Raw genomic sequence first — 20,469 nt, 5'->3', positions numbered from 1 at the left:
GCCTTCCGGGAACGAGGCCCGCTTCAGCCTTCCACCCTACTTAATACTGCCTTCATCTGCGCCTGCGCAATCGGGTCGCCGTTGGCGGCGGCGCGCGCGATCCACATCATGCCCAGGTTGTCGTCCTGGTCCACGCCCTGGCCTTCCATATGGCAGCGGCCGATCAGACGCATCGCTGCCGCATGCTCCTGCTTGACGGCGGCCTCGAGCCAGGCGATGCCCTGCTTGAGCTTGTGGTGCGAGATGAACAGCAGCGCCAGGTCGGTCTGCGCTTCGGCGTTGCCGCCGTCGGCGGCTTCTACCAATGAATAGTCTTCGGGGCCGAGCGGGATGACCATGTGCGGCTTGATCGAGTCGAATTCCACCATCGACTTGCCGGCGGCGGCGCTGGTATCGCGTTTGACGGAGCCGTCGGCGAAGCGGCGCCAGAAGGTGCGTTCGCTCCATCCGGTCAGTGTCATTGCGGTAGCGATGTTGATGAACTGCATGGCACTCTCATTCTTTTGCCACATGGCAATCTAAATCAACTGCCAGATTTCTGGCAGGCTCAACAGCACTGTCAGGTGGCAGGGGTTTTGCGGTGCCAAATCGCTGGCACAGTCATAAAAATACACGACTGATAACGTTTTGGGGCGATTTCAGGCTGGCACAGCTATTGCTCTAAGTAAAGTACGGCCAACCGGCTCACCACTTAACACCACTTGGAGAATCACATGAAATTCGCACCGATGAAGCAGCAAGCTCAAAAAGGTTTCACCCTGATCGAACTGATGATCGTTGTTGCGATCATCGGTATTCTGGCTGCAGTGGCGATTCCAGCTTACAGCGACTACACCAACAAGGCAAAAGCAAGCGAAGCCGCAACCGTGTCGGCACCAGCGCGTCTGGCAGTTGCTCAAGCTTTCAATGAAGGCACCCTGGCTGCTGACACGGATAACGCTTCCCTCGGTCTGCAAGCTAAAACTGATATCAAGAGCCAATATGTAAAGTCGGTTGAAGTCGACGGCACTTCGGGCACCGTTGCCAACGTGATCGTCACCATGCAAGGCCCGACCGCGCTCGACAACAAAACCGTGACCTACGTGATCACCTGTGCTGAAGGCGCTTCGTGCACCACTGCCTACGCCACCGAAACCGGTGCTACGATCGTGGAAGCCAAGTACCTGCCGAAACTGGCTGCCCCTGCTACCACGACCACCCCGGCAAACGGCACCACCTAATCCTCTAGGTTCGTACATCGAATTAGCGTAAGCTGATTCCCCGACGGCCCGTTCGCAAATGCGACCGGGCCGTTTGTCATTTCGCTCAACAAGGAAAAGAACATGAAAGCGATACTGCGGGTCTTGCCTGCGCTACTGGCTTTGACCGCCTGCGGCGGCGGATCATCCTCGAATGCGCCAGCGACCGGCACTACACCAATCGTCACCATCCCTGCCCCCGCCACCACGACGCCAGCCAATACGGGCACGCCCGCGACCAATCCCACGACGCCCGGTGCAGAGACAACGCCACCTGCAACCGAACCGTCCACGCCGGGCACCGAACCGACAACGCCAACGCCTCCCGCCGACGAGACCACGCCCGCCGAACCGCCAGTCACACCACCGGTCGTCGAACCCGCACGCTGGGTCCCAAGCGTCACCGACACGTGGCAATGGCAGCTCACCGGTACCCTCGACACCAGCCTCGCCCTCAACGTCTACGACATCGATCTGTTCGACACCCCGCAAACCACCATCGACGCACTGAAGGCACGCGGCATCCGCGTGGTCTGCTACTTCTCCGGCGGCAGCTCGGAAAACTGGCGCGCCGACTTCAAGAAGTTCGCGGCCACAGACATGGGCAACAACCTGGATGGATGGGCCGGCGAGCGCTGGCTCGACACGCGTTCGAGCAACGTGCGCACCATCATGAAGGCACGCCTGGACCTGGCCAAGGAAAAAGGCTGCGACGGCGTCGAGCCGGACAACGTCGACGGCTACACCAACAATCCCGGCTTCGCGCTGACGGTAGCCACGCAGCTCGACTACAACCTGTTCCTGGCCGCGGAGGCGCACGCGCGCAACCTGGCGATCGGCCTGAAGAACGACATCGACCAGCTGTCGCAGCTCGCTGCGCATTTCGACTTCGCGGTCAACGAACAGTGCCACGAGTACGACGAATGCGGCGGCTACACCGCCTTCACCAGCCAGGGTAAGCCGGTGTTCAACGCCGAATACGCGGCGCGCTACCGCAACAACACCGGCGGCGCGCGCGATGCGTTGTGCCGCGATTCGGCCACGCTGAACATCCGCACGCTGGTGCTGCCGCTGAAGCTGGACGGATCGTTCCGCTACTCCTGCAGTCAGTAACGCTAGGGCTCGATCGCGATCACCTCGTCGCCCGGGAGCGGCCGGCACTCCGGTCCCAGCTGCTCCCAGCCGCGATGCACTACCACGCGGCCCTGGTCGTGGCACACCTCGACGCGTTGCGCCTGCGGCGCATGGCGGCGCACGAAGGCCTCGATCGACGCCGGCACGCTCACCTGCAGCGCCAGCGCATGCAGGTCGTCCACCGGATGATCGGCCATGTGCACCAGCGGCACGAACTGCCCGGCGAACATCATCAGGTGCGACGGTATCCTCACCGGACCCGCCGTATAGCCCTGCTCGCGCAGCCACGACTGCGCTTGATCGCGCGCGTCCACGCCGCCATCGAGGCTGCCCCAGGCGCTGGCCATCAGCTCCGCCACCCACTGGTTGCAGTTCTGGTAGCGCGTGCCGAAGGCATACGCATTCGCGCTGTAGCTTCCCGCCAGCAGTGCCAGTCCCAGGCGCTTGTCGGCGGCGGCGCGTTCCAGCAAGGCGCCCTCCTCATCCGGCAGGAACACCAGCGACACATGACCGTTGGCCGGCGTTTCGGCGCCGAGCGTGAAGCCGGCCACGCCCTGGTCGAACAGGCGCGGACGCGATTCGTCGCAGGCGTAATACAGCTGGCGCACGGTCCACGGGCCGTCTGTATCGTCCTTGAGCGCGATGCCGGCATGCGAATACAGCAGGCCGAAGCGGCTCAGGTCCAGGCCCGCGCGCGAGATCAACGCGACGCGCGCGCCGGAGCGTTCCAACTCCTGCTTCACTACGCCGGCAAAGCGCAGCACGCGGTCCTGGTCGGCGGCGGTGAATTTGTTGGGGCGTTCGCAGAAGGTGGGCATGCCTGCCCGCGCGCCGGCGCTCGCGCCCATGGCGAGCGCCGAAGTCAGCGCAACGGCGGCAAGACGTGAAAGCTTCAAATGCTTATCAAATGGAGAGTCAGATGGTGACCTGGCGCGAACCCAGGTCGCGCTGCCAGTCGTTTTGCAGCGCCAGGAAGAACGGACGGCGGGTGTCAGCGTAGGCGAACTCGTAGCCGTAGACGCGCTCGCTCACCTGCACCAGTTCACCCACGCCGACGCCGCGCTGCGCCAGCGCGCGGTTCGGCAGGTCGAGGTGGTAGTCGTGTGCCGGGCCGCCGGCCACCGCGCGCAGCGTCATGCGGGTGGTGTTCGGCTTGGCCGGCGCCTGGGCGATGTCGATCACGCGGTATTGGCCGGCTGCCATGCGGTCGTCGCCGCTGGAGCTGTTGCTCGAGCTGCTGATCGAATCCGAGATGCTGGCCGACGAGGCCGAACCCGCGCTGGACGCCGAGGAAGCGAAGCTGTCGGCGTGGACCGGCACGGTCGCCACGACAGAAGCGGCGGCGATGGCAACGGCGCACAGGGCGCGGGTGTAGATGGAAGTGGTCATGAATGGTGTTCCCGTCGAGCTGAATGTCCTTATGGTACAAGCACTTGCAGCCGGCGACCAGCCATCCGTCGCGCCAGCGACACGGTTTGCCGCGTCAGCGGGTGCGAATCCACGCCGCAGCGTGGGTGGTGCAGCCGCGGCTGACGTTGTCCAGGAAGCGGATTGCCTCGTTCATCGACACGCCGGGCGGCAGCAATTGCTGCAGCGTGGCGTCCTCGATCACGCGGTCCAGGCCGTAGGCGATGGTGCGCGAAACGTCGCGCGCCAGCTGGCCGTCGCTGTTGTAGAGGGCATCGTAGACGCCGGCCGCTTCCCATACCGGGACCAGGCCCGGGCTGCTGCTGTCTTCGAAGACCACGGCGGCAGGGAAGCCCTCGTCGTCGCGGATGAGTTGAAAGGTGAAACTCACGTCGGTATGCGGGTAGTTGGTGAAATCGGGCCGATGCTATCACGGACGCGGATCAGTTGCAGGCGGGACGCCGCTTGGCAACTTGCCGGCACGTCAGCCACGCTCCCGCTCCTCCAGCACGCGATCGAGCAACTCGATCCAATGCGTCACTGGCGCGTTCGTTCCCGCCCGCAGATGCGTAATGCACCCGATATTCGCCGACACGATCGCATCGGCCCCGGTCGCCGCCAGATCGGCCAGCTTGCGCTCGCGCAGCGCATGCGCGATGTCCGGATGCAGCATCGAGTACGCCCCGGCCGAGCCGCAGCACAGGTGACTGTCGGCGCACAGCACCACGTCCACGCCAGCCGCACGCAGCACGCTTTCTACCTTGCCCCGGATCTGCTGGCCATGCTGCAGCGTGCACGGCGGGTGATACACCACGCGCCGCCCGCCCCTGCCCTGCGCCAGCGCGGCAAGTTGCGCCTGGAACTGCGGCAGGACCTCGGATACATCGCGCGTCATCTCACTGATACGCCGTGCCCGTTCGGCATACTCCGGATCGTGCGCCAGCAGATGGCCGTATTCCTTGACCGTCACGCCGCAGCCCGACGCGGTCATCACGATCGCCTCCACCTGTTCCACATACGGCCACCACGCATCGACATTGCGCCGCATGTCGTCCAGCCCCGCCTCCTGGTCGTTCATGTGATAACGCAGCGCGCCGCAGCAGCCGGCCTGCCGCGCCACGATCAGCTGCACGCCGAGCGCATCGAGCACGCGCGCCGCGGCGGCATTGATGTTGGGCGCCAGCGCCGGCTGCACGCAGCCATCGAGCACCAGCATCTTGCGCGCATGCGTCCGCGCCGGCCAGCGGCCGGGATCGGGCGCTGGCTGCAGCTTGTCCTGCAGCTCGCGCGACAGCAGCGGACGCAGCACACGCCCCGCCCTGAGGGCCGGCTTGAACAACGCGGCGCGCGGCAAGACCTCCTTGAGCGTGGTGCGCCGGATGCGTTCCCCCAGCGGACGCGGCACCCGCTGCTCGACCACCTTGCGCCCGATATCGAGCAGCCGTCCATAACGGACGCCCGACGGACAGCTGGTCTCGCAGTTGCGGCAGGTAAGGCAGCGGTCCAGGTGCAGCTGGGTCTTGCGGGTCGGCTCGGCGCCTTCCAGCACCTGCTTGATCAGGTAGATGCGCCCGCGCGGACCATCGAGTTCGTCACCCAGCAACTGATAGGTAGGACAGGTCGCGGTGCAGAAGCCGCAGTGGACGCAGGCGCGCAGGATGCTCTCGGCTTCAATGCCGTCGCGCGTGCCCCTGATGAAATCGGCGAGCGTGGTCTGCATCGTTCAGTCCTCCCGCTGCAGGAACATGCGCCCGCGATTGAAGATGTGGTGCGGATCGAAGGCGGCGCGCATGCGCGCCCCGATCGCCCCCAGCGCCGGCGCCGGCGGATGGAACACGCCAACCGATTTGTCCCCACCGCGGAACAGCGTCGCATGCCCGCCGCAGTCCTCTGCGATGCGCCGGATTGCTTGCGCAAATGCCGCATCGCTGTCCGCACGCAGCCAGCGATGCGCCCCGCCCCACTCGATCGCCTGCGCGCTACTGAGCGCGATAGCGCCGGCGGTCGACGGCAGCGACAGGCGCCACAATGCCTCGCTGCCGCCAAAGAACGGCAGCCGCTGCTCGCGCACGCCGGTCCAGAACGCGGCAGCCTCCGGTATCTCGTCGCCGCCGAGCGCACGCCGCGCCGCTGTGACAGCCGCCTCGGCGCCCGACAGGCGCAGCGCCAGCACGCCGTCATGCCACCAGCTTCCCGAGATCGGCAGAGGCCTGCCTCCCCATTCGTTCAGGCGCCGGATGGCATCGGCCTCGCCGAGCTCGAAACGCAGCGTGCTCTCGGCGAAGGGACGCGGCAGCACCTTGAGCGAGACTTCCAGGATCAGGCCGAGAGTGCCGAGCGAACCGGCCAGCATGCGCGACACGTCATACCCGGCGACGTTCTTCATCACGCGGCCGCCGAACGACAGCACATCGCCCTTCCCGTCCAGCAGCTTCGCCCCCAGCACGAAGTCGCGCGTGGCACCGCTGGTGGCGCGGCGCGGGCCGCACAGTCCGCAGGCGACCGTGCCGCCGATCGTGGCCCCTGGCCCGAAATGCGGCGGCTCAAAAGCGAGCATCTGCCGCTGTTCGGCCAGCGCGGCTTCGACCTCGGATAGCGGCGTGCCGCAGCGCGCGGTGATCACCAGTTCGGTCGGCTCGTAGTCGACGATGCCGGCGTAGCCGCGCGTGTCGAGGATATCGCCTTCCAGGCGCTGGCCGTACCAGTCCTTGCTGCCGCCGCCGCGAATACGCAACGGCCGGCCGGCGCGCACACGGTCCTGGAAGTCGGCGATCTGGTCCAAAGGCATCCCGTTCAAAAACGCGGCAGGTCGGGGAACGGCAGCGCGCCGTGGTGCACGTGCAGCTTGCCGAATTCGGCGCAGCGGCGCGGCGTGGGGATCGCCTTGTCGGGATTGAGCAGCATCGGGGGATCGAAGGCGCGCTTGACCGCGAAGAAGGCGTCCAGCTCTGCGCGCCGGAACTGCACGCACATCGAGCCGATCTTCTCCGCGCCCACGCCATGCTCGCCGGTGATGGTGCCGCCCACCTCCACGCACAGCGCCAGGATCGCCGCGCCGAAGGCCTCGGCGCGTTCGAATTCGCCGGGCCGGCCGGCGTCGAACAGGATCAGCGGATGCATATTGCCGTCGCCCGCGTGGAACACGTTGCAGCAGCGCAGGCCATAGGTATGCTCCATCTGCGCGATCCCCGCCAGCACCCGCGCCAGCTGCCTGCGCGGGATGGTGCCGTCCATGCAGTAGTAATCGGGCGAGATGCGTCCCGCCGCCGGAAAAGCGTTCTTGCGCCCGGACCAGAAGCGCACCCGCTCCGCTTCGTTCTGCGACACCGTGAGCGCCGTGGCACCGGCCGCGCCCAGCACCGCGCGCATGCGCGCGATTTCTTCCGCCACCTCTTCGGCGGTGCCGTCGGCCTCGCACAGCAAAATCGCGGCCGCGTCGAGATCGTAGCCGGCCTGCACGAACGGCTCCACCATGCGCACCGAGGTGCGGTCCATCATCTCCAGCCCGGCCGGGATGATGCCGGCCGCGATCACGTCGGCCACCGCGTTGCCGGCCGCGGCCACGTCGGCGAACGAGGCCATGATCACCTGCGCCAGCGCCGGTCGCGGCACCAGCTTGACCGTCACTTCCAGCACCACGCCGAGCATGCCTTCGGAGCCGATGAACACGGCCAGCAGATCCAGCCCCGGGGCGTCGAGCGCGGCCCCGCCCAGCTCGACGACGTCGCCATCGACCGTGGCGATGCGCACGCGCAGCACGTTGTGCACGGTGAGTCCGTACTTGAGGCAATGCACGCCGCCTGCGTTCTCGGCCACGTTGCCGCCGATGGTGCAGGCGATCTGCGACGAGGGATCGGGCGCGTAGTACAGGCCGTACGGCGCGGCCGCTTCCGAGATCGCCAGGTTGCGCACGCCCGGCTGCACGAGCGCCGTGCGCGCGTAGGGGTCGACCTGCACGATGCGGTTCAGGCGCGCGGTGGACAGCACCACGCCGTCGGCGATCGGCAGCGCGCCGCCCGAGAGACCGGTGCCGGCGCCGCGCGGCACCACCGGCACCTGCAGTTCGCGGCAGACGGCCAGGATCGCCAGCACCTGCCGTTCGTCGCCAGGCAGGGTGACGATCAGCGGCAGCTGGCGGTAGGCGGCCAATCCATCGCATTCGTAGGGACGGGTATCTTCGGGATCGGACAGGACGCATCCGTCCGGAAGACGCGCGCGCAGTGCCGCCGCGACTTGCGCACGCCGCGCCGCGATGTCAAAAGCAGGCTCTGTAACCATCTCTTGCATGGCTCGATTATAAGAACCTTTCCCAGTAGGCGGGGGTCGCTCCTGGCGCGCCTGGCAAGCGCAGGCGGCGTTGCTCGTCGTTGTGTGGCTCGCCACACGGCCTCCTCGCGCCTTGCCTGCGCTTGCCATGCATCGCCATGAGCTTCCCCCCACCTACTGGGATAGGTTCTACCACATTTACGGCGATTTGGCGTATCCTCGACCCATCGTTTTTATTGACTTCTTCATAAGGCAAGATCATGGGCAACCGACTTTCGAAAATCGCGACCCGCACCGGCGACGACGGCAGCACCGGCCTGGGCGACGGCAGCCGCACCGGCAAGGACAGCGCGCGCATCCACGCACTGGGCGAGGTCGACGAGCTCAATTCCTTCGTCGGCCTGCTGCTGTGCGAAGACATGCCGGCCGAGCTGCGCGAAGAGCTGGTCTCGATCCAGCACGACCTGTTCGATCTGGGCGGCGAGCTGTGCATCCCGGGCGACTACCAGATGATCAAGGAAGAGCACGTGGTGCGCCTCGACGGCCTGCTCGAGAAATACAATGCCGATCTGCCGGTGCTGAAGGAATTCATCCTGCCGGCCGGCTCGCGCGCGGCCTCCATCGCCCACGTGTGCCGCACCGTGTGCCGCCGCGCCGAGCGCGCCATCGTGGCGCTGTCGAAGCTGGAAGACATCCGCGCCTATCCGCGCCAGTACGTCAATCGCCTGTCCGACCTGATGTTCGTGCTGGCGCGCGTGCTGAACCGCTTCGCCGGCGGCAGCGACGTGCTGTGGCAGCACGAGCGCAAGCGGGGCTGAGCATGGAAGACTTCATCGGCGTGTATGACGACGCGCTCACGGCGCAGCAATGCGACGCCCTGGTGGCGCGCTTCGACGCCAGCGACAAGGTGGTGCGCGGGCGCACCGGCAACGGCGTCGACGTGTCCAAGAAGGACAGCTACGACATCACCATCAACGGCCATCCCGAATGGGAAGACGCCAATCAGCTGCTGCTGGCGTCGATGATGCGCCACCTGGTGCAGTACGTCGACCGCTACCGCATGATGCTGATGGGGTCCCTGTCGCCGACGCTGGCGCATCCCAAGACCGGCGCGCCGACCGTGCTGTCGATGGCCAATTTCGACGAAATCGGGCGCCACTACATCGAAGACCTGGTGCGCGTGCTGTACCGCCCCGGCACCGTCAACCTGCAGAAGTACCTGCAGAGCAGCGGCGGCTACCACCACTGGCATTCCGAGATCTATCCGCAGAACGCCAGCTGCGAGTCGCTGCACCGGGTGCTGCTGTGGATGTTCTACCTGAACGACGTCGAGGAAGGCGGCGAGACCGAGTTCATGTACCAGGGCCGCAGCATCGCGCCCAAGAAGGGGCGGCTGGTGATTGCGCCGGCCGGGTTCACGCACACCCACAAGGGCAATGTGGCGAAAAGCGGCGACAAGTACATCGCTACCTCGTGGATCCTGTACCAGCGTGCCGAAGCGCTGTTCGGTCAGCCGGGCAAGACCTAGAACACCTGCCGCGTCTCAGCTATGCCGCTGCTGCAGCAGGGATTGGAAAGACGCGGTCGTAGGCGATGTTGAACAGGAATCCGTAGACCAGGTAAAAGGTCACGATCGCGAGGTCCATCAGCAGCGCCGCCCATAGGCCGATACCCAGGTACCAGGCAATCATCGGGATCAGCATCGCGACCAGTCCTGCTTCGAACAGGAATGTGTGGGCCACCCGGATCGCCATCGTTTTATGGAGCGTGCCGCGCAGACGCAGCATGGCGCGGTCGAATCCCATGTTGAAGACGAAGTTCCAGACCGTGGCGATGGTCGCCGACGCAACGCCGATCACGCCCATGTGCTGCATCGGCTCGTCGAACAGCGCCGCCGATCCGGGAATGAAAATGGCCAGGGCAACGGCTTCGAACAGGAGCGCGTGCCGGACGCGATCGCGGAATGTACGCATGGTGATTTTTCTTTCTTGTAGCCGCTCCCGGCGGCGCCGGGTAACAGTCGATAAATGGCAATCGCGGACCAGTTGAAGGCCTTTGTCCGGATAGATATTTGACGTTCTGGAAACATGATCGCATACTCGATAAATGGTTGCATACAGACAAAATCGAGACAGCGTGCTTCAAATATGAAACAGCTTAATTGGGATGACTTGCGGCTGCTGCTGCTCATCGCGCGCGAGGGCACGTTACGCCGTGCGGCCAGGAAGGCGGGAGTAAGCGCGGCCACGCTGTCGCGCCGGCTCGACGAGTTGGAGGACGCGGTCGGGCACAAACTGGTCGAGCGTTTCCAGGCCGGCTGCGTTCCAACAGCGTTCGGTGCCGATGTCATCGCACTGGCCGAGCAGATGGGCGAGATTGCGCTGGACGTCGAGCGCTCGCGCGATCGCCAGGATGCGCATACCGCGTCGGGCCTGGTGCGAATCAATACGGACGAGTGGCTGTCCTATTTCCTGACGACCCGATTCGCCCCGTTTCATGAGGCTTATCCCAACGTCGAGGTGGAAATCATCACCTCGCACCGCCCCTACAGCCTGACGCGCCGGGAAGCGGACATCGCGATCCGGCCTTACCGTCCCGAACAGCTCGACCTGGTCACGCGCCGGATCGGTACGTTGTCTTTCGGACTGTATTGCAGCCGTGAGGTGGCCAAGCGCCATGCGGGCGCCTTGGCGAAGCGCGACTGGTCAGGCGTGCCGTTCGTGGGCTTCGACGAACCGCGCGCGGAGTTCCAGTCCGACCGCTGGTTGCGCGCATTACCTAGCGCGCCGGCGCCGTGGATGAGGTGCAGCTACGGCCTTGGGATCCTGGATGGCGTCGCGCATGGCGCCGGCCTCGGCGTGCTGGCGACCTTTCTTGCCGGTGACGCTCAAAATCTGGTGGCCGCGATTCCCCATATCCGCGAACTGGATCAGGATATCTGGCTGTCGATGCACAAGGGTCTGCGTACGAGCGCGCGTGTCAGGGCAGTGGTGGATTTTGTGGAGCAGCTGTTCAGCGAATATCAGGAACCGCGGCTGTCGGCCTGAACACCGCCAGGATCGTTCAAGGGCCGCTGCGAAGCACGTCAATCGGCAGCTCCCGGTTTGCCTGCTGCATGAAAGCGTCCCACGGCGGATGCTCGCCCATCTTCTCCAGCAGGTAGTCGATGAAGACCCGTACCTTCTGCGGCAGGAAGCGGTCGTGCAGGTAAACCGCCGACACCTGGCTGCCGAACATGCCGACCGGCCGTAGCGCCGGCAGCACCTGCGCCGCGCGGCCGCTGCGGATGTCCTCGCCCACCACGAAGGTCGGCAACATCGCGATGCCGGCGCCGCCGAGCACCGCTTCGCGCAGCATCTGGCTGCTGTTGATCGCCAGCGCGGCGGCCGGGCGGAAGGCCAGCGCGATGCCATCTCGCTCGAAGTTCCAGGTGGCGCCCGGGCCGCTGTCGGCGAAGGTCAGGCAGCGGTGCGCGTCAAGCGCGTCGAGGTCTGGCGGCATGCCGCTGCGCTCGATGTAGCCAGGTGACGCTGCCAGCACGTAGCGCAGTGGAGCGACCGGCCGCGCCACTGCGCTCATCAGGTCGATCTTCGGGGTCAGGCGCAGCGCCACGTCGATGCCCTCTTCCACCAGGTCGATGTGGCGGTCGCTCAGGTTCAGCACCACGCGCACGGCGGGATAGCGTGCCATGAATTCGGGCAGCAGCGACGCCAGTTGGCTGTTCCCGAACGCCATCGAGGTACTCACCCGCAGCGTGCCGCTGGGCCCCGCCTGCATGCCGGCCAGCGTGGCTTCGATCGCGCGCGCTTCGTCGACCATGCGCTGGGCATGCGCGTGGATCGCGCGCCCCGCTTCGCTCAGGCCGATGCAGCGCGTCGAGCGGTTCAGCAGCTTGACCTGCAGCGCGCCTTCGAGCCGCGCCACCGCCTTGCTGACGGCGGCTTTGGTCGATCCCACCTGGCGCGCTGCTTGCGAAAAACTGCCGGTGTCGACGACGCGCACGAAGGCCCAGATGTCGGCAAAGTCGCGGGGTTTGAGCTCGGGCATGGTGTCTCCGCAGGAAACAGTGAGTTGTCTTTCCGTCGTATTGTAATGACAAACGATAACCCATAGTCTCTCCTTCACACCAACCGGAGAGAAACATGACGACACTGACTGCTTCGAAAGTCACGGGCGCGATTGCGGCGCCGTTCGCGCTGCCCTTCTTGTTCATCCTGATGTGGAGCTCGGGCTACGTGGTGGGCAAGATCGCCCTGCCCTATGCCGGGCCGTTCACCTTGCTGTTCCTGCGCTTTGGCGTCGCGGCGCTGGTGCTGTTGATCGTGGCGCTGTTGACGAGGGCGCCGTGGCCGGCGAACCGGAGACAGGTTGCGCACCTGGTGGTGGTCGGCCTGCTGATCCAGGCACTGCAGTTTTCCGGCCTGTACACGGGACTGAAACTGGGTGTAAGCGCCGGCGTGTCGGCGCTGATCGTCGGCACCATGCCGCTGTTCACGGCGCTCGGCGCCAGCGTGTTCCTGGACGAGCGGGTCAACACGCGCCAGTGGCTCGGCCTTGCAGGCGGCTTGTGCGGGGTGCTGCTGGTGGTGGGCGACAAGGTCGGCGCCGGCAGCGCGGGGCTGGCGGGTTACGGCGCGGTGCTGCTGGCGCTGGCCGGCATCACGCTCGGCACGCTGTACCAGAAGAAGTACTGCGCCGGCATGGACTTGCGCACCGGCGGCTGCGTGCAGCTGGGCGTGGCCAGCGTCGTGGCGCTGGTGCTGTCGCTGCAGGTCGAAGGGTTTCAGGTGCAGTGGACGCCGGCGCTGCTGCTGGCCTCAGGCTGGCTGTCGGTTGTGAACTCGATCGGGGCCATCAGCCTGCTGTTCTTCATGATGCGCAAGGGTGAGGCGAGCAAGGTGGCCAGCCTGTTCTACCTGATTCCGGGGGTGACGGCGCTGCTCGGGTTTGCGGTGCTGGGCGAGACCTTGAGCGTGATGGCGCTGGCTGGATTTGTTGTTACTGCCGGTGCGGTGTACGTGTGCACACGCGCGACGAACCGGGATGGCCGGTAATGCCTCATGCAACCTGTGCGTAGCTGTTATCGTCCGATGATTTTGGAACGACCTTGATTGCCATGCCGAGCGCATCGAGCAAGGCTGCGATGGTTTCAAACCGTGGCTTGCTCGACGGGCGCAGGGCCTTGTATGCGCCCTCGCGCGTCAGGCCGGCTTCTTCCGCTACGGCTGCAACGCCTCGGGCTCGAATCACATTCCTCACCGCTTCGTTGATAAGGGCCTGATTTCCGCTGGAGATAACGTCATTGATGTATGCAGCAATCGCCGCGTCACTCGTCAAGCTGTCGGCGACATCGAAGTCATCCAGGCCTTCAATGCCGTCCAGCGTGTCCAACCTGTATTCGTCGTCATGGTGTTGCATGGTTACCTCCTCCTTGCTTTTGAGGTCGTTCGAGTGGCTGCCGCCTTCTCCCTCAAGCTGATGTCGCGTTGGTCTTTCAGCTCGGCCAGCAACTCCTGGGCGCGCCCGATATCCGCTTGCTGACTCGACTTGTCGCCGCCTACAAGCAGCAGAAGGATGCTGTTGTCCAGCGTCTCAGTGAAATAGACGCGGTAGCCAGGTCCATGATTGATCCTGAGCTCGGATACGCCTTTGCCACATGGCTTGACATCGCCATACAGACCCGCCTGTACACGCTCGATTCGTGCACTGACCATGGTCTTTGCGATCGTATCGGCGAGATCGTCATACCAGCGACGAAATGCCAGCGTACGCTTCACGGATTTCCTCTGCATCGAAACATTGTAATCACTTGTTCACACAAGTCAACCAAAGTCTACCGATAACTATCCATCCTGCGAGGCCGCTTGCGCCAGGCGTACATCAATCCCAAAAAAAAGCGGCGCACATGGCGCCGCTCTCGGTCACGAAGCGAAACCGCTTCAGCCGTTGTTCACCACCAGCCGCGGTTCGCCCGCCGCCTTCACGCGCGCACGGATCGAAGCCGCGATGCCCTTGGCGTCCAGCCCCACCGACGCCAGCAGCGCGGCCGGGTCGCCCTGGTCGATGAAGTTGTCGGGCAGGCCCAGGTTCAGCACCGGCTTGGCGATGCCGGCGGCGGCCAGCGCTTCCATCACGGCGGCGCCGGCGCCGCCCATGATGCAGCCCTCTTCCACCGTCACCAGGTACTCATGCTCGGCGGCCAGGCGCTTGACCAGCTCGACGTCGAGTGGCTTCACGAAGCGCATGTTGGCGACCGTCGCATCCAGCTCTTCGCCCGCTTTCAGGCTCGGCGCCACCATCGAGCCGAAGGCCAGGATCGCGACTTCCTTGCCGGTGCGGCGCACTTCGCCCTTGCCGATCTCGATCGACGTCAACGCCTCGACGATCGGCGCACCGACGCCGGCGCCGCGTGGATAGCGCACCGCGGCCGGGCCGGGATAGTGGTATGCGGTAGTCAGCATCTGGCGGCATTCGTTTTCGTCGGATGCTGCCATGACGACCATGTTCGGGATGCAGCGCAGGTAGGCCAGGTCGTAGTTGCCGGCGTGGGTGGCGCCGTCGGCGCCGACCAGGCCCGCACGGTCGAGCGCGAAGGTCACGTCCAGGTTCTGCAGCGCCACGTCGTGGATCAGCTGGTCGTAGGCGCGCTGCAGGAAGGTCGAGTAGATCGCCACCACCGGCTTGACGCCTTCGGTGGCCATGCCGGCCGCGAAGGTCACCGAGTGCTGCTCGGCGATGCCGACGTCGTAGTAGCGCTGCGGGTATTCCTGGTGGAAGCGCACCATGCCCGAACCTTCGCGCATCGCCGGCGTGATGCCGACCAGGCGCTTGTCGGCGGCCGCCATGTCGCACAGCCAGTTGCCGAACACTTCGGTGTAGGTGATCTTGCCCGGCGCGGTGGCCGGCTTGATGCCTTCCAGGTGGTTGAACTTGCCGGTGCCGTGGTACAGGATCGGCTCGGCCTCGGCCAGCTTGTAGCCTTGTCCCTTCTTGGTCACCACGTGCAGGAACTGCGGGCCTTTCAGCTTCTTGATGTTTTCCAGCGTCGGGATCAGGGAATCGAGATCGTGGCCGTCGATCGGGCCGATGTAGTTGAAGCCGAATTCCTCGAACATGGTGGCGGGAACCACCATGCCCTTCGCGTGTTCTTCGAGTTTACGCGCCAGGTCCAGCACCGGCGCCGGCAGCACGCTCTTGCCCACGTTCTTGGCGGCGGCGTAGAACTGGCCCGACAGCAGGCGCGCCAGGTAGCGGTTCAGCGCGCCCACCGGCGGCGAGATCGACATGTCGTTGTCGTTCAGGATCACCAGCAGGTTGCAGTCTTCTTCGACGCCCGCGTTGTTCAGCGCCTCGAACGCCATGCCGGCGGTCATCGAGCCGTCGCCGATGACGGCGATCGCGTGGCGGTCTTCGCCTTTCAGCTTGGCCGCTGCGGCCATGCCCAGCGCGGCCGAGATCGAGGTCGACGAGTGGGCGGTGCCAAAGGTGTCGTATTCGCTTTCGTCGCGCTTCGGGAAGCCCGACAGGCCGTTCAGCTGGCGCAGCGTCGGCATGCGTCCGCGGCGGCCGGTGAGGATCTTGTGCGAATAGGTCTGGTGGCCGACGTCCCACACGATGCGGTCGCGCGGGGTGTCGAACACGTAGTGCAGCGCGATGGTCAGTTCCACCGTGCCCAGGTTCGACGACAGGTGGCCGCCGGTCTTCGAGACCGACTCCAGCAAAAACTGGCGCAGCTCGTGCGCCAGGGGCGTGAGCTGGGTGCGCGGCAGCTGGCGCAGGTCGGCGGGGTCGTTGATGTTATCTAGCAGGTTCATTTAGGCCTTCCGCTGCACGATCAGGTCCGCGAGTTCGCGCAGCCGCTGAGCGTTGTCTCCGAATGGCGCCAGCGCATCATGCGCCTCACGCCGCAGTTGCTCGGCCAGCGCGCGCGATGGCTCCAGTCCGAGGATCGACACATAGGTCGGTTTGTTGTCTGCCGCATCCTTGCCGGCGGTCTTGCCCAGCGTGGCCGAATCGGCGGTCGCGTCGAGCACGTCGTCGACCACCTGAAACGCCAGGCCGACGGCGGCCGAATACTTGTCCAGCGCCTGCAGTTCGTCGGCCGCCAGGTCGCGTCCGGCCAGCGCGCCCAGCACCACGGAGACGCGCAGCATGGCGCCGGTCTTCAGCTGGTGCATGCGCTCAAGTTCTTCGCGCTTGAGGGCCAGACCGACGCTATCGAGGTCGATCGCCTGGCCGCCGCACATGCCGGCCGAACCTGCGGCTTGCGCCAGCAGGCGCATCATCTGCACCAGACGCGCAGGAGGCAGGTCGGCACCGGCCAGCACCTCGAAGGCCTGCGCCTGCAGCGTGTCGCCGACCAGCAGCGCGGTCGCTTCGTCGTAGGCCACGTGCACCGTTGGTTTACCGCGGCGCAGGGCGTCGTCGTCCATGCACGGCATGTCGTCGTGCACCAGCGAATACACGTGGATCATCTCGACGGCACCGGCCACGCGCGCCAGCGCAGCGGCGTCGGCGCCGAACAGCGCACCGGCGGCATACGCCAGCAGCGGGCGCACGCGCTTGCCGCCGCCGAGGGTGGTGTAGCGCATCGCTTCGTGCAGCTTGTGCGGCACCGCCGTGGCGGGCGGCAGGAAAGCGTCGAGCGCGCGCTCGACTTCCAGCTGGACCTCTTGCGTCCAGGCCGAGAATGCCGGCGCCGTCATTGATGTGGTCATTGAGCCCCCTCGTCGTCCGAGAACGGCTTGAGCATGTCGCCTTCCAGCACCTTGACCTGGGACTCGACCTTTTCCAGCTGGGCCGCGCAGTACTTGACCAGCTCCGAGCCGCGCGCATACGCCGCGACCGAGGCTTCCAGCGGCAGCGCGCCGGATTCCATCTGTGTCACCAGCTGGGCCAGTTCGGCCATCGCCTGCTCGAAGGATTGCGGTGGCGTGGCCGTGGCCACTGCCGCATCCGCTGTCGTATTCTTTGCCATAAGTCGGTAGTGTGAGGGCGCCAGTTGTGCGCCATGGGTCAATCCAATCGCGTATTTTAGATCAATCCATCCCAGCAGGGGGCGCACATTGCACCAATCACAACTCGCGGATTGGTCCGGATGTTGACCGAAACCTTCCCTTCGCCATGAAACCGATGTTTTTTCGGCAAATCTCAAACACCCTGCCGCCACAATCGCGCGCCGGCCCGAGACGGTAGAGCCCGTTCCACGGTATAATCTCCGGTTCTGTCCGAAATACCGTATTCCTCCGATAAAGATACTGGTCTTTGGATTCTTTCTCTTCTTTGGCTTGATTCACGTAAGGGGGGTTGGGATGTCCGATCTGGCTACCCACGCCAAGCTGGCGCGCTCGAACGCGCAGCTTCCGGTAAATGTGTACTTTGATGAAGCGCTGCTCAAGCGCGAGATGCAGCAGCTGTTTCAGGCGGGCCCGCGCTATATCGGGCATGAATTGATGGTGCCGGAAATCGGCGACTTCGCCACGCTTGCCGCCGAAGACGAAGGCCGCATGCTGGTGCGTAATGCCGGCGGCATCGAGGTGCTGTCCAACGTCTGCCGTCATCGCCAGGCGCTGATGTTCAACGGCCGCGGCAACGCGAACAATATCGTGTGTCCGCTGCACCGCTGGACCTATGACCTCAAGGGTGAGCTGATCGGCGCGCCGCATTTCGCCGACACGCCGTGCCTGAACCTGTCCAAGACTGAGCTCCAGAACTGGAACGGCCTGCTGTTCGAACAGAACGGCTACAACGTCATGGACAAGCTGCGCACCCTGTCGGTGACCAAGGACCTCGACTTTTCGGGCTATATGTTCGACCACGTCGAGATCCACGAGTGCGACTACAACTGGAAAACCTTCATCGAGGTCTACCTGGAGGATTACCACGTCGAGCCGTTCCACCCGGGACTGGGCAACTTCGTCTCGTGCGACGACCTGAAATGGGAATTCGGCCAGGACTACAGCGTGCAGACCGTGGGCGTCAACCGCGCGCTGCAGAAGTCCGGTTCGCCGGCCTACAAACGCTGGCAGGAACAGGTCCTGAAGTTCAACAACGGCCAGCCGCCCAAGCACGGCGCGATCTGGTTGACGCTGTACCCGAACATCATGGTCGAGTGGTATCCGCACGTGCTGGTGGTGTCGACCCTGTGGCCGATGGGCCCGCAGAAGACGCGCAACGTGGTCGAGTTCTACTACCCCGAAGAGATCGTGCTGTTCGAGCGCGAGTTCGTCGAGGCCGAGCGCGCGGCGTATATGGAAACCGCGGTCGAGGACGACGAGATCGGCCTGCGCATGGATGCCGGCCGCAAGATCCTGCTGGCGCGCGGCGTCAACGAAGTCGGGCCGTACCAGTCGCCGATGGAAGACGGGATGCAGCACTTCCACGAGTGGTACCGAAGCAGGAACATGCTGTAATCGTAACCCTGCAGTTACCCGATCAGTAACCCGTTCGCGCGCCCCAGGCGCGCGAACTTTTATCTGGATTCACATGGCTTCACTCTGGATGCTGTTCGCCAGCTTCGCCTTCGCCGCCATGGGCGCCGGCGTCAAGCTCGCGTCCGAGTTCTACACTACTTCCGAACTGCTGATGTACCGCGGCCTGGTCGGCACCACCGTCCTGCTGTTCCTGGTGCGTCATCAGGGCGGTACGTTCAAGACGCCCTTCCCCAAGGCCCACCTGACGCGCAGCCTGGTCGGCGTGCTGTCGCTGTGGCTGTGGTTCTTCGCCATCGGCCGCCTGCCGCTGGCCACCGCCATGACCCTGAACTACATGGCGCCGATCTGGATCGCGGCCTGGATGTTCGCGCTCGGCTGGTGGACTAGAACGAAGCATGCGGAATGGCCGCTGGTGGTGGCGATCGCAATGAGCTTCTTCGGCGTGACGCTGGTGCTGCAGCCGGCGGTCGAGAGCCAGCAGTGGCTGGGCGGCCTGGCCGGCGTGTGCTCGTCGGTGATCTCGGCGATGGCCTACATGCAGGTGCGTAACCTGGGCCAGCTGGGCGAGCCGGAATACCGCGTGGTGTTCTACTTCTCGCTCACCACCACCCTGGTCGGCCTGACCATGACGCTGGCCGGCGACGGCCCGCAGGGCGCCGTGTTCCATTCGCACACGCCATATAGCTTGGCCCTGCTGCTCGGCCTGGGCCTGGCCGCGCTGATGGCGCAGATGGCGATGACGCGCGCCTACCGCGTCGGCAAGGTGCTGGTGGTGGCCAACCTGCAGTACACCGGCATCGTGTTCTCCAGCATGTGGGGCCTGGCGCTGTGGGGCGACCGCTTCGACTGGCACGTGTGGCTCGGCATCGCCGTGATCCTGGTCTCGGGCCTGGCCGCGACGTTCTACAATACGCGCAAGACGGCGCGCGGCGCCGTCGTCAAGGATACCGATCCGATCGCCAGCGAAACCTGAAGGAGCGCGCCATGCGTCAAATCCACAAGACCCTGATCTCCGCCGAAGCACTGTCGAACCACATCGACGACCCGAAGTGGGTCGTGGTGGATTGCCGCCATGACCTGATGAACCTCGCGGCCGGCCGCGAAGGCTTTGCCATCGGCCACCTGCCGCATGCGGTGTTCGCCGATATCGAGCACGTGCTGTCGGGCGCCAAACAGGGGCCGGATGGCGTGTTCCGCGGGCGTCATCCACTGCCAGAGAAGGAAGCGTTGGCGGAAGCCCTGCGCGGGTTCGGCATCGACGACGATTCGCAGGTGGTGGCGTACGACGCGCACGGCGGCATGTTCGCGGCGCGCCTGTGGTGGCTGCTGCGCTGGCTGGGTCATGAGGCGGTAGCGGTGCTCGACGGTGGCATGGCGGCGTGGCAGGCGGCGGGCCAGCCCTTGAGCACCGACGTTCCGGCCAAGCCGCGCGGCGCGTTCAGCGTGCGTGCGCCGTTCGTGCCGACGGTGACCGTTTCCGAGGTCATGGACAATCTGGAACATGGCCAGCGCATCGTCATCGACGCCCGCGCGGCCGACCGTTTCCGCGGCGAGAACGAAACCATCGATCCGGTCGGCGGCCATATCCCGGGCGCGAAGAACCGCTTCTTCAAGGACAACCTGCAGGCCGACGGGCGCTTCAAGTCGCCGGACCAGCTGCGCGAGGAATTCGGCGCGCTGGTCGACGATCCGTCGCAGGCCATCATGCAGTGCGGTTCCGGTGTGACGGCCTGCCACAACCTGCTGGCGCTGGAAGTGGCCGGCATGCCGGGTGCGGCGCTGTATCCCGGCTCGTGGAGCGAGTGGGTCGGCGATCCTTCACGGCCGGTCGCCAAGACTGACGGCCTGCAATTCAAGCCGAATTGCATGGTTTTCACATAGAAATATAACGCTATCCGGGCGATAATACTGCCTTCCGCTGGCCTTCACACCGGCGCTTTCCAGGTGTTCAAATCCCTAGTTCGAAGTGCACGGCGCGCCCATCGAGCGGC

At 65.2% G+C, this 20,469-nt stretch carries 22 protein-coding genes and 2 pseudogenes; 9 read left to right on the top strand and 15 right to left on the bottom strand.

Going from position 1 to position 20,469, the window contains the following annotated elements:
- Positions 1-23: 23 nt before the first annotated feature.
- The gene (locus tag RTQ83_RS03550) at positions 24-488 is read right to left on the bottom strand and encodes a hypothetical protein (protein ID WP_312511277.1); all 465 of its coding nucleotides are present in this window, start codon (positions 486-488) and stop codon (positions 24-26) included.
- 225 nt (positions 489-713) lie between these two features.
- Between RTQ83_RS03550 and RTQ83_RS03545 the strand changes: the two genes are divergently transcribed.
- On the top strand, positions 714-1,220 hold the full coding sequence (locus RTQ83_RS03545) for a pilin (RefSeq protein WP_312511276.1): 507 nt from the start codon (positions 714-716) through the stop codon (positions 1,218-1,220).
- A gap of 102 nt (positions 1,221-1,322) precedes the next feature.
- Positions 1,323-2,351 (top strand): endo alpha-1,4 polygalactosaminidase, encoded by a 1,029-nt coding sequence (locus tag RTQ83_RS03540; protein ID WP_312511275.1) that lies wholly within the window; start codon positions 1,323-1,325, stop codon positions 2,349-2,351.
- 2 nt (positions 2,352-2,353) lie between these two features.
- Here the strand turns inward: RTQ83_RS03540 and RTQ83_RS03535 are convergent, their stop codons facing one another.
- The 6 genes from RTQ83_RS03535 to RTQ83_RS03510 form a co-directional block, all read right to left on the bottom strand.
- Complete coding sequence (locus RTQ83_RS03535) at positions 2,354-3,220, bottom strand: DUF2145 domain-containing protein (protein WP_312511274.1); 867 nt, start codon at positions 3,218-3,220, stop codon at positions 2,354-2,356.
- A 67-nt stretch (positions 3,221-3,287) separates the two neighbouring features.
- Positions 3,288-3,761, bottom strand: coding sequence for a hypothetical protein (locus tag RTQ83_RS03530; RefSeq protein WP_312511273.1), 474 nt, complete (start codon positions 3,759-3,761; stop codon positions 3,288-3,290).
- A gap of 94 nt (positions 3,762-3,855) precedes the next feature.
- Positions 3,856-4,170, bottom strand: a complete 315-nt coding sequence (locus tag RTQ83_RS03525) for a hypothetical protein (protein WP_312511272.1) — start codon at positions 4,168-4,170, stop codon at positions 3,856-3,858.
- A gap of 93 nt (positions 4,171-4,263) precedes the next feature.
- Complete coding sequence (gene glcF / locus RTQ83_RS03520; RefSeq protein WP_312511271.1) at positions 4,264-5,499, bottom strand: glycolate oxidase subunit GlcF; 1,236 nt, start codon at positions 5,497-5,499, stop codon at positions 4,264-4,266.
- Positions 5,500-5,502: 3 nt separating this feature from the next.
- Positions 5,503-6,567, bottom strand: a complete 1,065-nt coding sequence (glcE, locus tag RTQ83_RS03515; RefSeq protein ID WP_312511270.1) for a glycolate oxidase subunit GlcE — start codon at positions 6,565-6,567, stop codon at positions 5,503-5,505.
- Positions 6,568-6,572: 5 nt separating this feature from the next.
- Positions 6,573-8,057: an FAD-linked oxidase C-terminal domain-containing protein gene (locus tag RTQ83_RS03510; protein WP_312511269.1), complete on the bottom strand. Its 1,485-nt coding sequence runs from the start codon at positions 8,055-8,057 to the stop codon at positions 6,573-6,575.
- A gap of 248 nt (positions 8,058-8,305) precedes the next feature.
- On the opposite strand from RTQ83_RS03510, the gene RTQ83_RS03505 reads away from it, so the two are divergent.
- Both RTQ83_RS03505 and RTQ83_RS03500 read left to right on the top strand, forming a co-directional pair.
- Complete coding sequence (locus RTQ83_RS03505; protein ID WP_312511267.1) at positions 8,306-8,863, top strand: cob(I)yrinic acid a,c-diamide adenosyltransferase; 558 nt, start codon at positions 8,306-8,308, stop codon at positions 8,861-8,863.
- Positions 8,864-8,865: 2 nt separating this feature from the next.
- Positions 8,866-9,573, top strand: coding sequence for a 2OG-Fe(II) oxygenase (locus tag RTQ83_RS03500; protein ID WP_312511266.1), 708 nt, complete (start codon positions 8,866-8,868; stop codon positions 9,571-9,573).
- Between the two features lie 19 nt (positions 9,574-9,592).
- On the opposite strand, the gene RTQ83_RS03495 is transcribed toward RTQ83_RS03500, so the two are convergent.
- The gene (locus RTQ83_RS03495) at positions 9,593-10,018 is read right to left on the bottom strand and encodes a PACE efflux transporter (protein ID WP_312511265.1); all 426 of its coding nucleotides are present in this window, start codon (positions 10,016-10,018) and stop codon (positions 9,593-9,595) included.
- A 174-nt stretch (positions 10,019-10,192) separates the two neighbouring features.
- On the opposite strand from RTQ83_RS03495, the gene RTQ83_RS03490 reads away from it, so the two are divergent.
- Positions 10,193-11,092: a LysR family transcriptional regulator gene (locus RTQ83_RS03490; protein ID WP_312511264.1), complete on the top strand. Its 900-nt coding sequence runs from the start codon at positions 10,193-10,195 to the stop codon at positions 11,090-11,092.
- A 16-nt stretch (positions 11,093-11,108) separates the two neighbouring features.
- Here RTQ83_RS03490 and RTQ83_RS03485 read toward each other — a convergent pair whose 3' ends face one another.
- Positions 11,109-12,092 carry a LysR family transcriptional regulator gene (locus tag RTQ83_RS03485; protein ID WP_312511262.1) on the bottom strand — a complete coding sequence of 328 codons (984 nt, stop codon included), beginning with the start codon at positions 12,090-12,092 and terminating at the stop codon, positions 11,109-11,111.
- A gap of 95 nt (positions 12,093-12,187) precedes the next feature.
- On the opposite strand from RTQ83_RS03485, the gene RTQ83_RS03480 reads away from it, so the two are divergent.
- Entirely contained in the window at positions 12,188-13,099 is a 912-nt protein-coding gene (locus tag RTQ83_RS03480) for an EamA family transporter (protein WP_312511261.1), read from the top strand.
- A 4-nt stretch (positions 13,100-13,103) separates the two neighbouring features.
- On the opposite strand, the gene RTQ83_RS03475 is transcribed toward RTQ83_RS03480, so the two are convergent.
- The 5 genes from RTQ83_RS03475 to RTQ83_RS03455 all read right to left on the bottom strand — a co-directional run bounded on the left by RTQ83_RS03475 (position 13,104) and on the right by RTQ83_RS03455 (position 17,022).
- Positions 13,104-13,463 carry an addiction module antidote protein gene (locus RTQ83_RS03475; RefSeq protein WP_312511259.1) on the bottom strand — a complete coding sequence of 120 codons (360 nt, stop codon included), beginning with the start codon at positions 13,461-13,463 and terminating at the stop codon, positions 13,104-13,106.
- A gap of 2 nt (positions 13,464-13,465) precedes the next feature.
- Positions 13,466-13,822: a type II toxin-antitoxin system RelE/ParE family toxin gene (locus RTQ83_RS03470; protein ID WP_312511258.1), complete on the bottom strand. Its 357-nt coding sequence runs from the start codon at positions 13,820-13,822 to the stop codon at positions 13,466-13,468.
- A 162-nt stretch (positions 13,823-13,984) separates the two neighbouring features.
- On the bottom strand, positions 13,985-15,859 hold the full coding sequence (dxs, locus tag RTQ83_RS03465; protein ID WP_312511257.1) for a 1-deoxy-D-xylulose-5-phosphate synthase: 1,875 nt from the start codon (positions 15,857-15,859) through the stop codon (positions 13,985-13,987).
- A complete protein-coding gene (locus tag RTQ83_RS03460; RefSeq protein WP_312511569.1) occupies positions 15,860-16,750 on the bottom strand; it encodes a farnesyl diphosphate synthase in 891 nt (296 codons plus the stop codon).
- Between the two features lie 8 nt (positions 16,751-16,758).
- A complete protein-coding gene (locus RTQ83_RS03455; protein WP_312511256.1) occupies positions 16,759-17,022 on the bottom strand; it encodes an exodeoxyribonuclease VII small subunit in 264 nt (87 codons plus the stop codon).
- Between the two features lie 334 nt (positions 17,023-17,356).
- Between RTQ83_RS03455 and RTQ83_RS03450 the strand changes: the two genes are divergently transcribed.
- Both RTQ83_RS03450 and RTQ83_RS24275 read left to right on the top strand, forming a co-directional pair.
- The gene (locus RTQ83_RS03450) at positions 17,357-18,457 is read left to right on the top strand and encodes an aromatic ring-hydroxylating dioxygenase subunit alpha (RefSeq protein WP_312511255.1); all 1,101 of its coding nucleotides are present in this window, start codon (positions 17,357-17,359) and stop codon (positions 18,455-18,457) included.
- Positions 18,339-18,923: pseudogene (locus RTQ83_RS24275) on the top strand (EamA family transporter); the annotation flags it as partial. The gene RTQ83_RS03450 and the pseudogene RTQ83_RS24275, both read left to right, overlap by 119 nt.
- Here RTQ83_RS24275 and RTQ83_RS24270 read toward each other — a convergent pair.
- Positions 18,875-18,997: pseudogene (locus RTQ83_RS24270) on the bottom strand (hypothetical protein); the annotation flags it as partial. The pseudogenes RTQ83_RS24275 and RTQ83_RS24270 sit on opposite strands and share 49 nt — an antisense overlap.
- A 474-nt stretch (positions 18,998-19,471) precedes the next feature.
- Between RTQ83_RS24270 and RTQ83_RS03440 the strand changes: the two are divergent.
- Positions 19,472-20,359 (top strand): sulfurtransferase, encoded by an 888-nt coding sequence (locus RTQ83_RS03440; protein WP_312511568.1) that lies wholly within the window; start codon positions 19,472-19,474, stop codon positions 20,357-20,359.
- Positions 20,360-20,469 lie beyond the last annotated feature (110 nt).

It is taken from the genome of Massilia sp., from assembly GCF_031995545.1.
Classification (GTDB): Bacteria; Pseudomonadota; Gammaproteobacteria; order Burkholderiales; family Burkholderiaceae_D; genus Telluria.
This window is presented reverse-complemented; position numbering and strand designations above follow the sequence as displayed.

Excerpts from the sequence above, each read along its gene's own strand:
- RTQ83_RS03480 (WP_312511261.1), top strand. The coding sequence starts at position 12,188 with ATGACGACACTGACTGCTTCGAAAGTCACGGGCGCGATTGCGGCGCCG.
- RTQ83_RS03490 (WP_312511264.1), top strand. The coding sequence starts at position 10,193 with ATGAAACAGCTTAATTGGGATGACTTGCGGCTGCTGCTGCTCATCGCG.
- RTQ83_RS03550 (WP_312511277.1), bottom strand. The coding sequence starts at position 488 with ATGCAGTTCATCAACATCGCTACCGCAATGACACTGACCGGATGGAGC.
- RTQ83_RS03500 (WP_312511266.1), top strand. The coding sequence starts at position 8,866 with ATGGAAGACTTCATCGGCGTGTATGACGACGCGCTCACGGCGCAGCAA.
- RTQ83_RS03485 (WP_312511262.1), bottom strand. The coding sequence starts at position 12,092 with ATGCCCGAGCTCAAACCCCGCGACTTTGCCGACATCTGGGCCTTCGTG.
- dxs (WP_312511257.1), bottom strand. The coding sequence starts at position 15,859 with ATGAACCTGCTAGATAACATCAACGACCCCGCCGACCTGCGCCAGCTG.
- RTQ83_RS03510 (WP_312511269.1), bottom strand. The coding sequence starts at position 8,057 with ATGGTTACAGAGCCTGCTTTTGACATCGCGGCGCGGCGTGCGCAAGTC.
- RTQ83_RS03450 (WP_312511255.1), top strand. The coding sequence starts at position 17,357 with ATGTCCGATCTGGCTACCCACGCCAAGCTGGCGCGCTCGAACGCGCAG.
- glcE (WP_312511270.1), bottom strand. The coding sequence starts at position 6,567 with ATGCCTTTGGACCAGATCGCCGACTTCCAGGACCGTGTGCGCGCCGGC.
- RTQ83_RS03460 (WP_312511569.1), bottom strand. The coding sequence starts at position 16,750 with ATGACGGCGCCGGCATTCTCGGCCTGGACGCAAGAGGTCCAGCTGGAA.
- RTQ83_RS03540 (WP_312511275.1), top strand. The coding sequence starts at position 1,323 with ATGAAAGCGATACTGCGGGTCTTGCCTGCGCTACTGGCTTTGACCGCC.
- RTQ83_RS03535 (WP_312511274.1), bottom strand. The coding sequence starts at position 3,220 with ATGGGCGCGAGCGCCGGCGCGCGGGCAGGCATGCCCACCTTCTGCGAA.
- RTQ83_RS03475 (WP_312511259.1), bottom strand. The coding sequence starts at position 13,463 with ATGCAACACCATGACGACGAATACAGGTTGGACACGCTGGACGGCATT.
- RTQ83_RS03545 (WP_312511276.1), top strand. The coding sequence starts at position 714 with ATGAAATTCGCACCGATGAAGCAGCAAGCTCAAAAAGGTTTCACCCTG.
- RTQ83_RS03530 (WP_312511273.1), bottom strand. The coding sequence starts at position 3,761 with ATGACCACTTCCATCTACACCCGCGCCCTGTGCGCCGTTGCCATCGCC.
- glcF (WP_312511271.1), bottom strand. The coding sequence starts at position 5,499 with ATGCAGACCACGCTCGCCGATTTCATCAGGGGCACGCGCGACGGCATT.
- RTQ83_RS03495 (WP_312511265.1), bottom strand. The coding sequence starts at position 10,018 with ATGCGTACATTCCGCGATCGCGTCCGGCACGCGCTCCTGTTCGAAGCC.
- RTQ83_RS03505 (WP_312511267.1), top strand. The coding sequence starts at position 8,306 with ATGGGCAACCGACTTTCGAAAATCGCGACCCGCACCGGCGACGACGGC.
- RTQ83_RS03455 (WP_312511256.1), bottom strand. The coding sequence starts at position 17,022 with ATGGCAAAGAATACGACAGCGGATGCGGCAGTGGCCACGGCCACGCCA.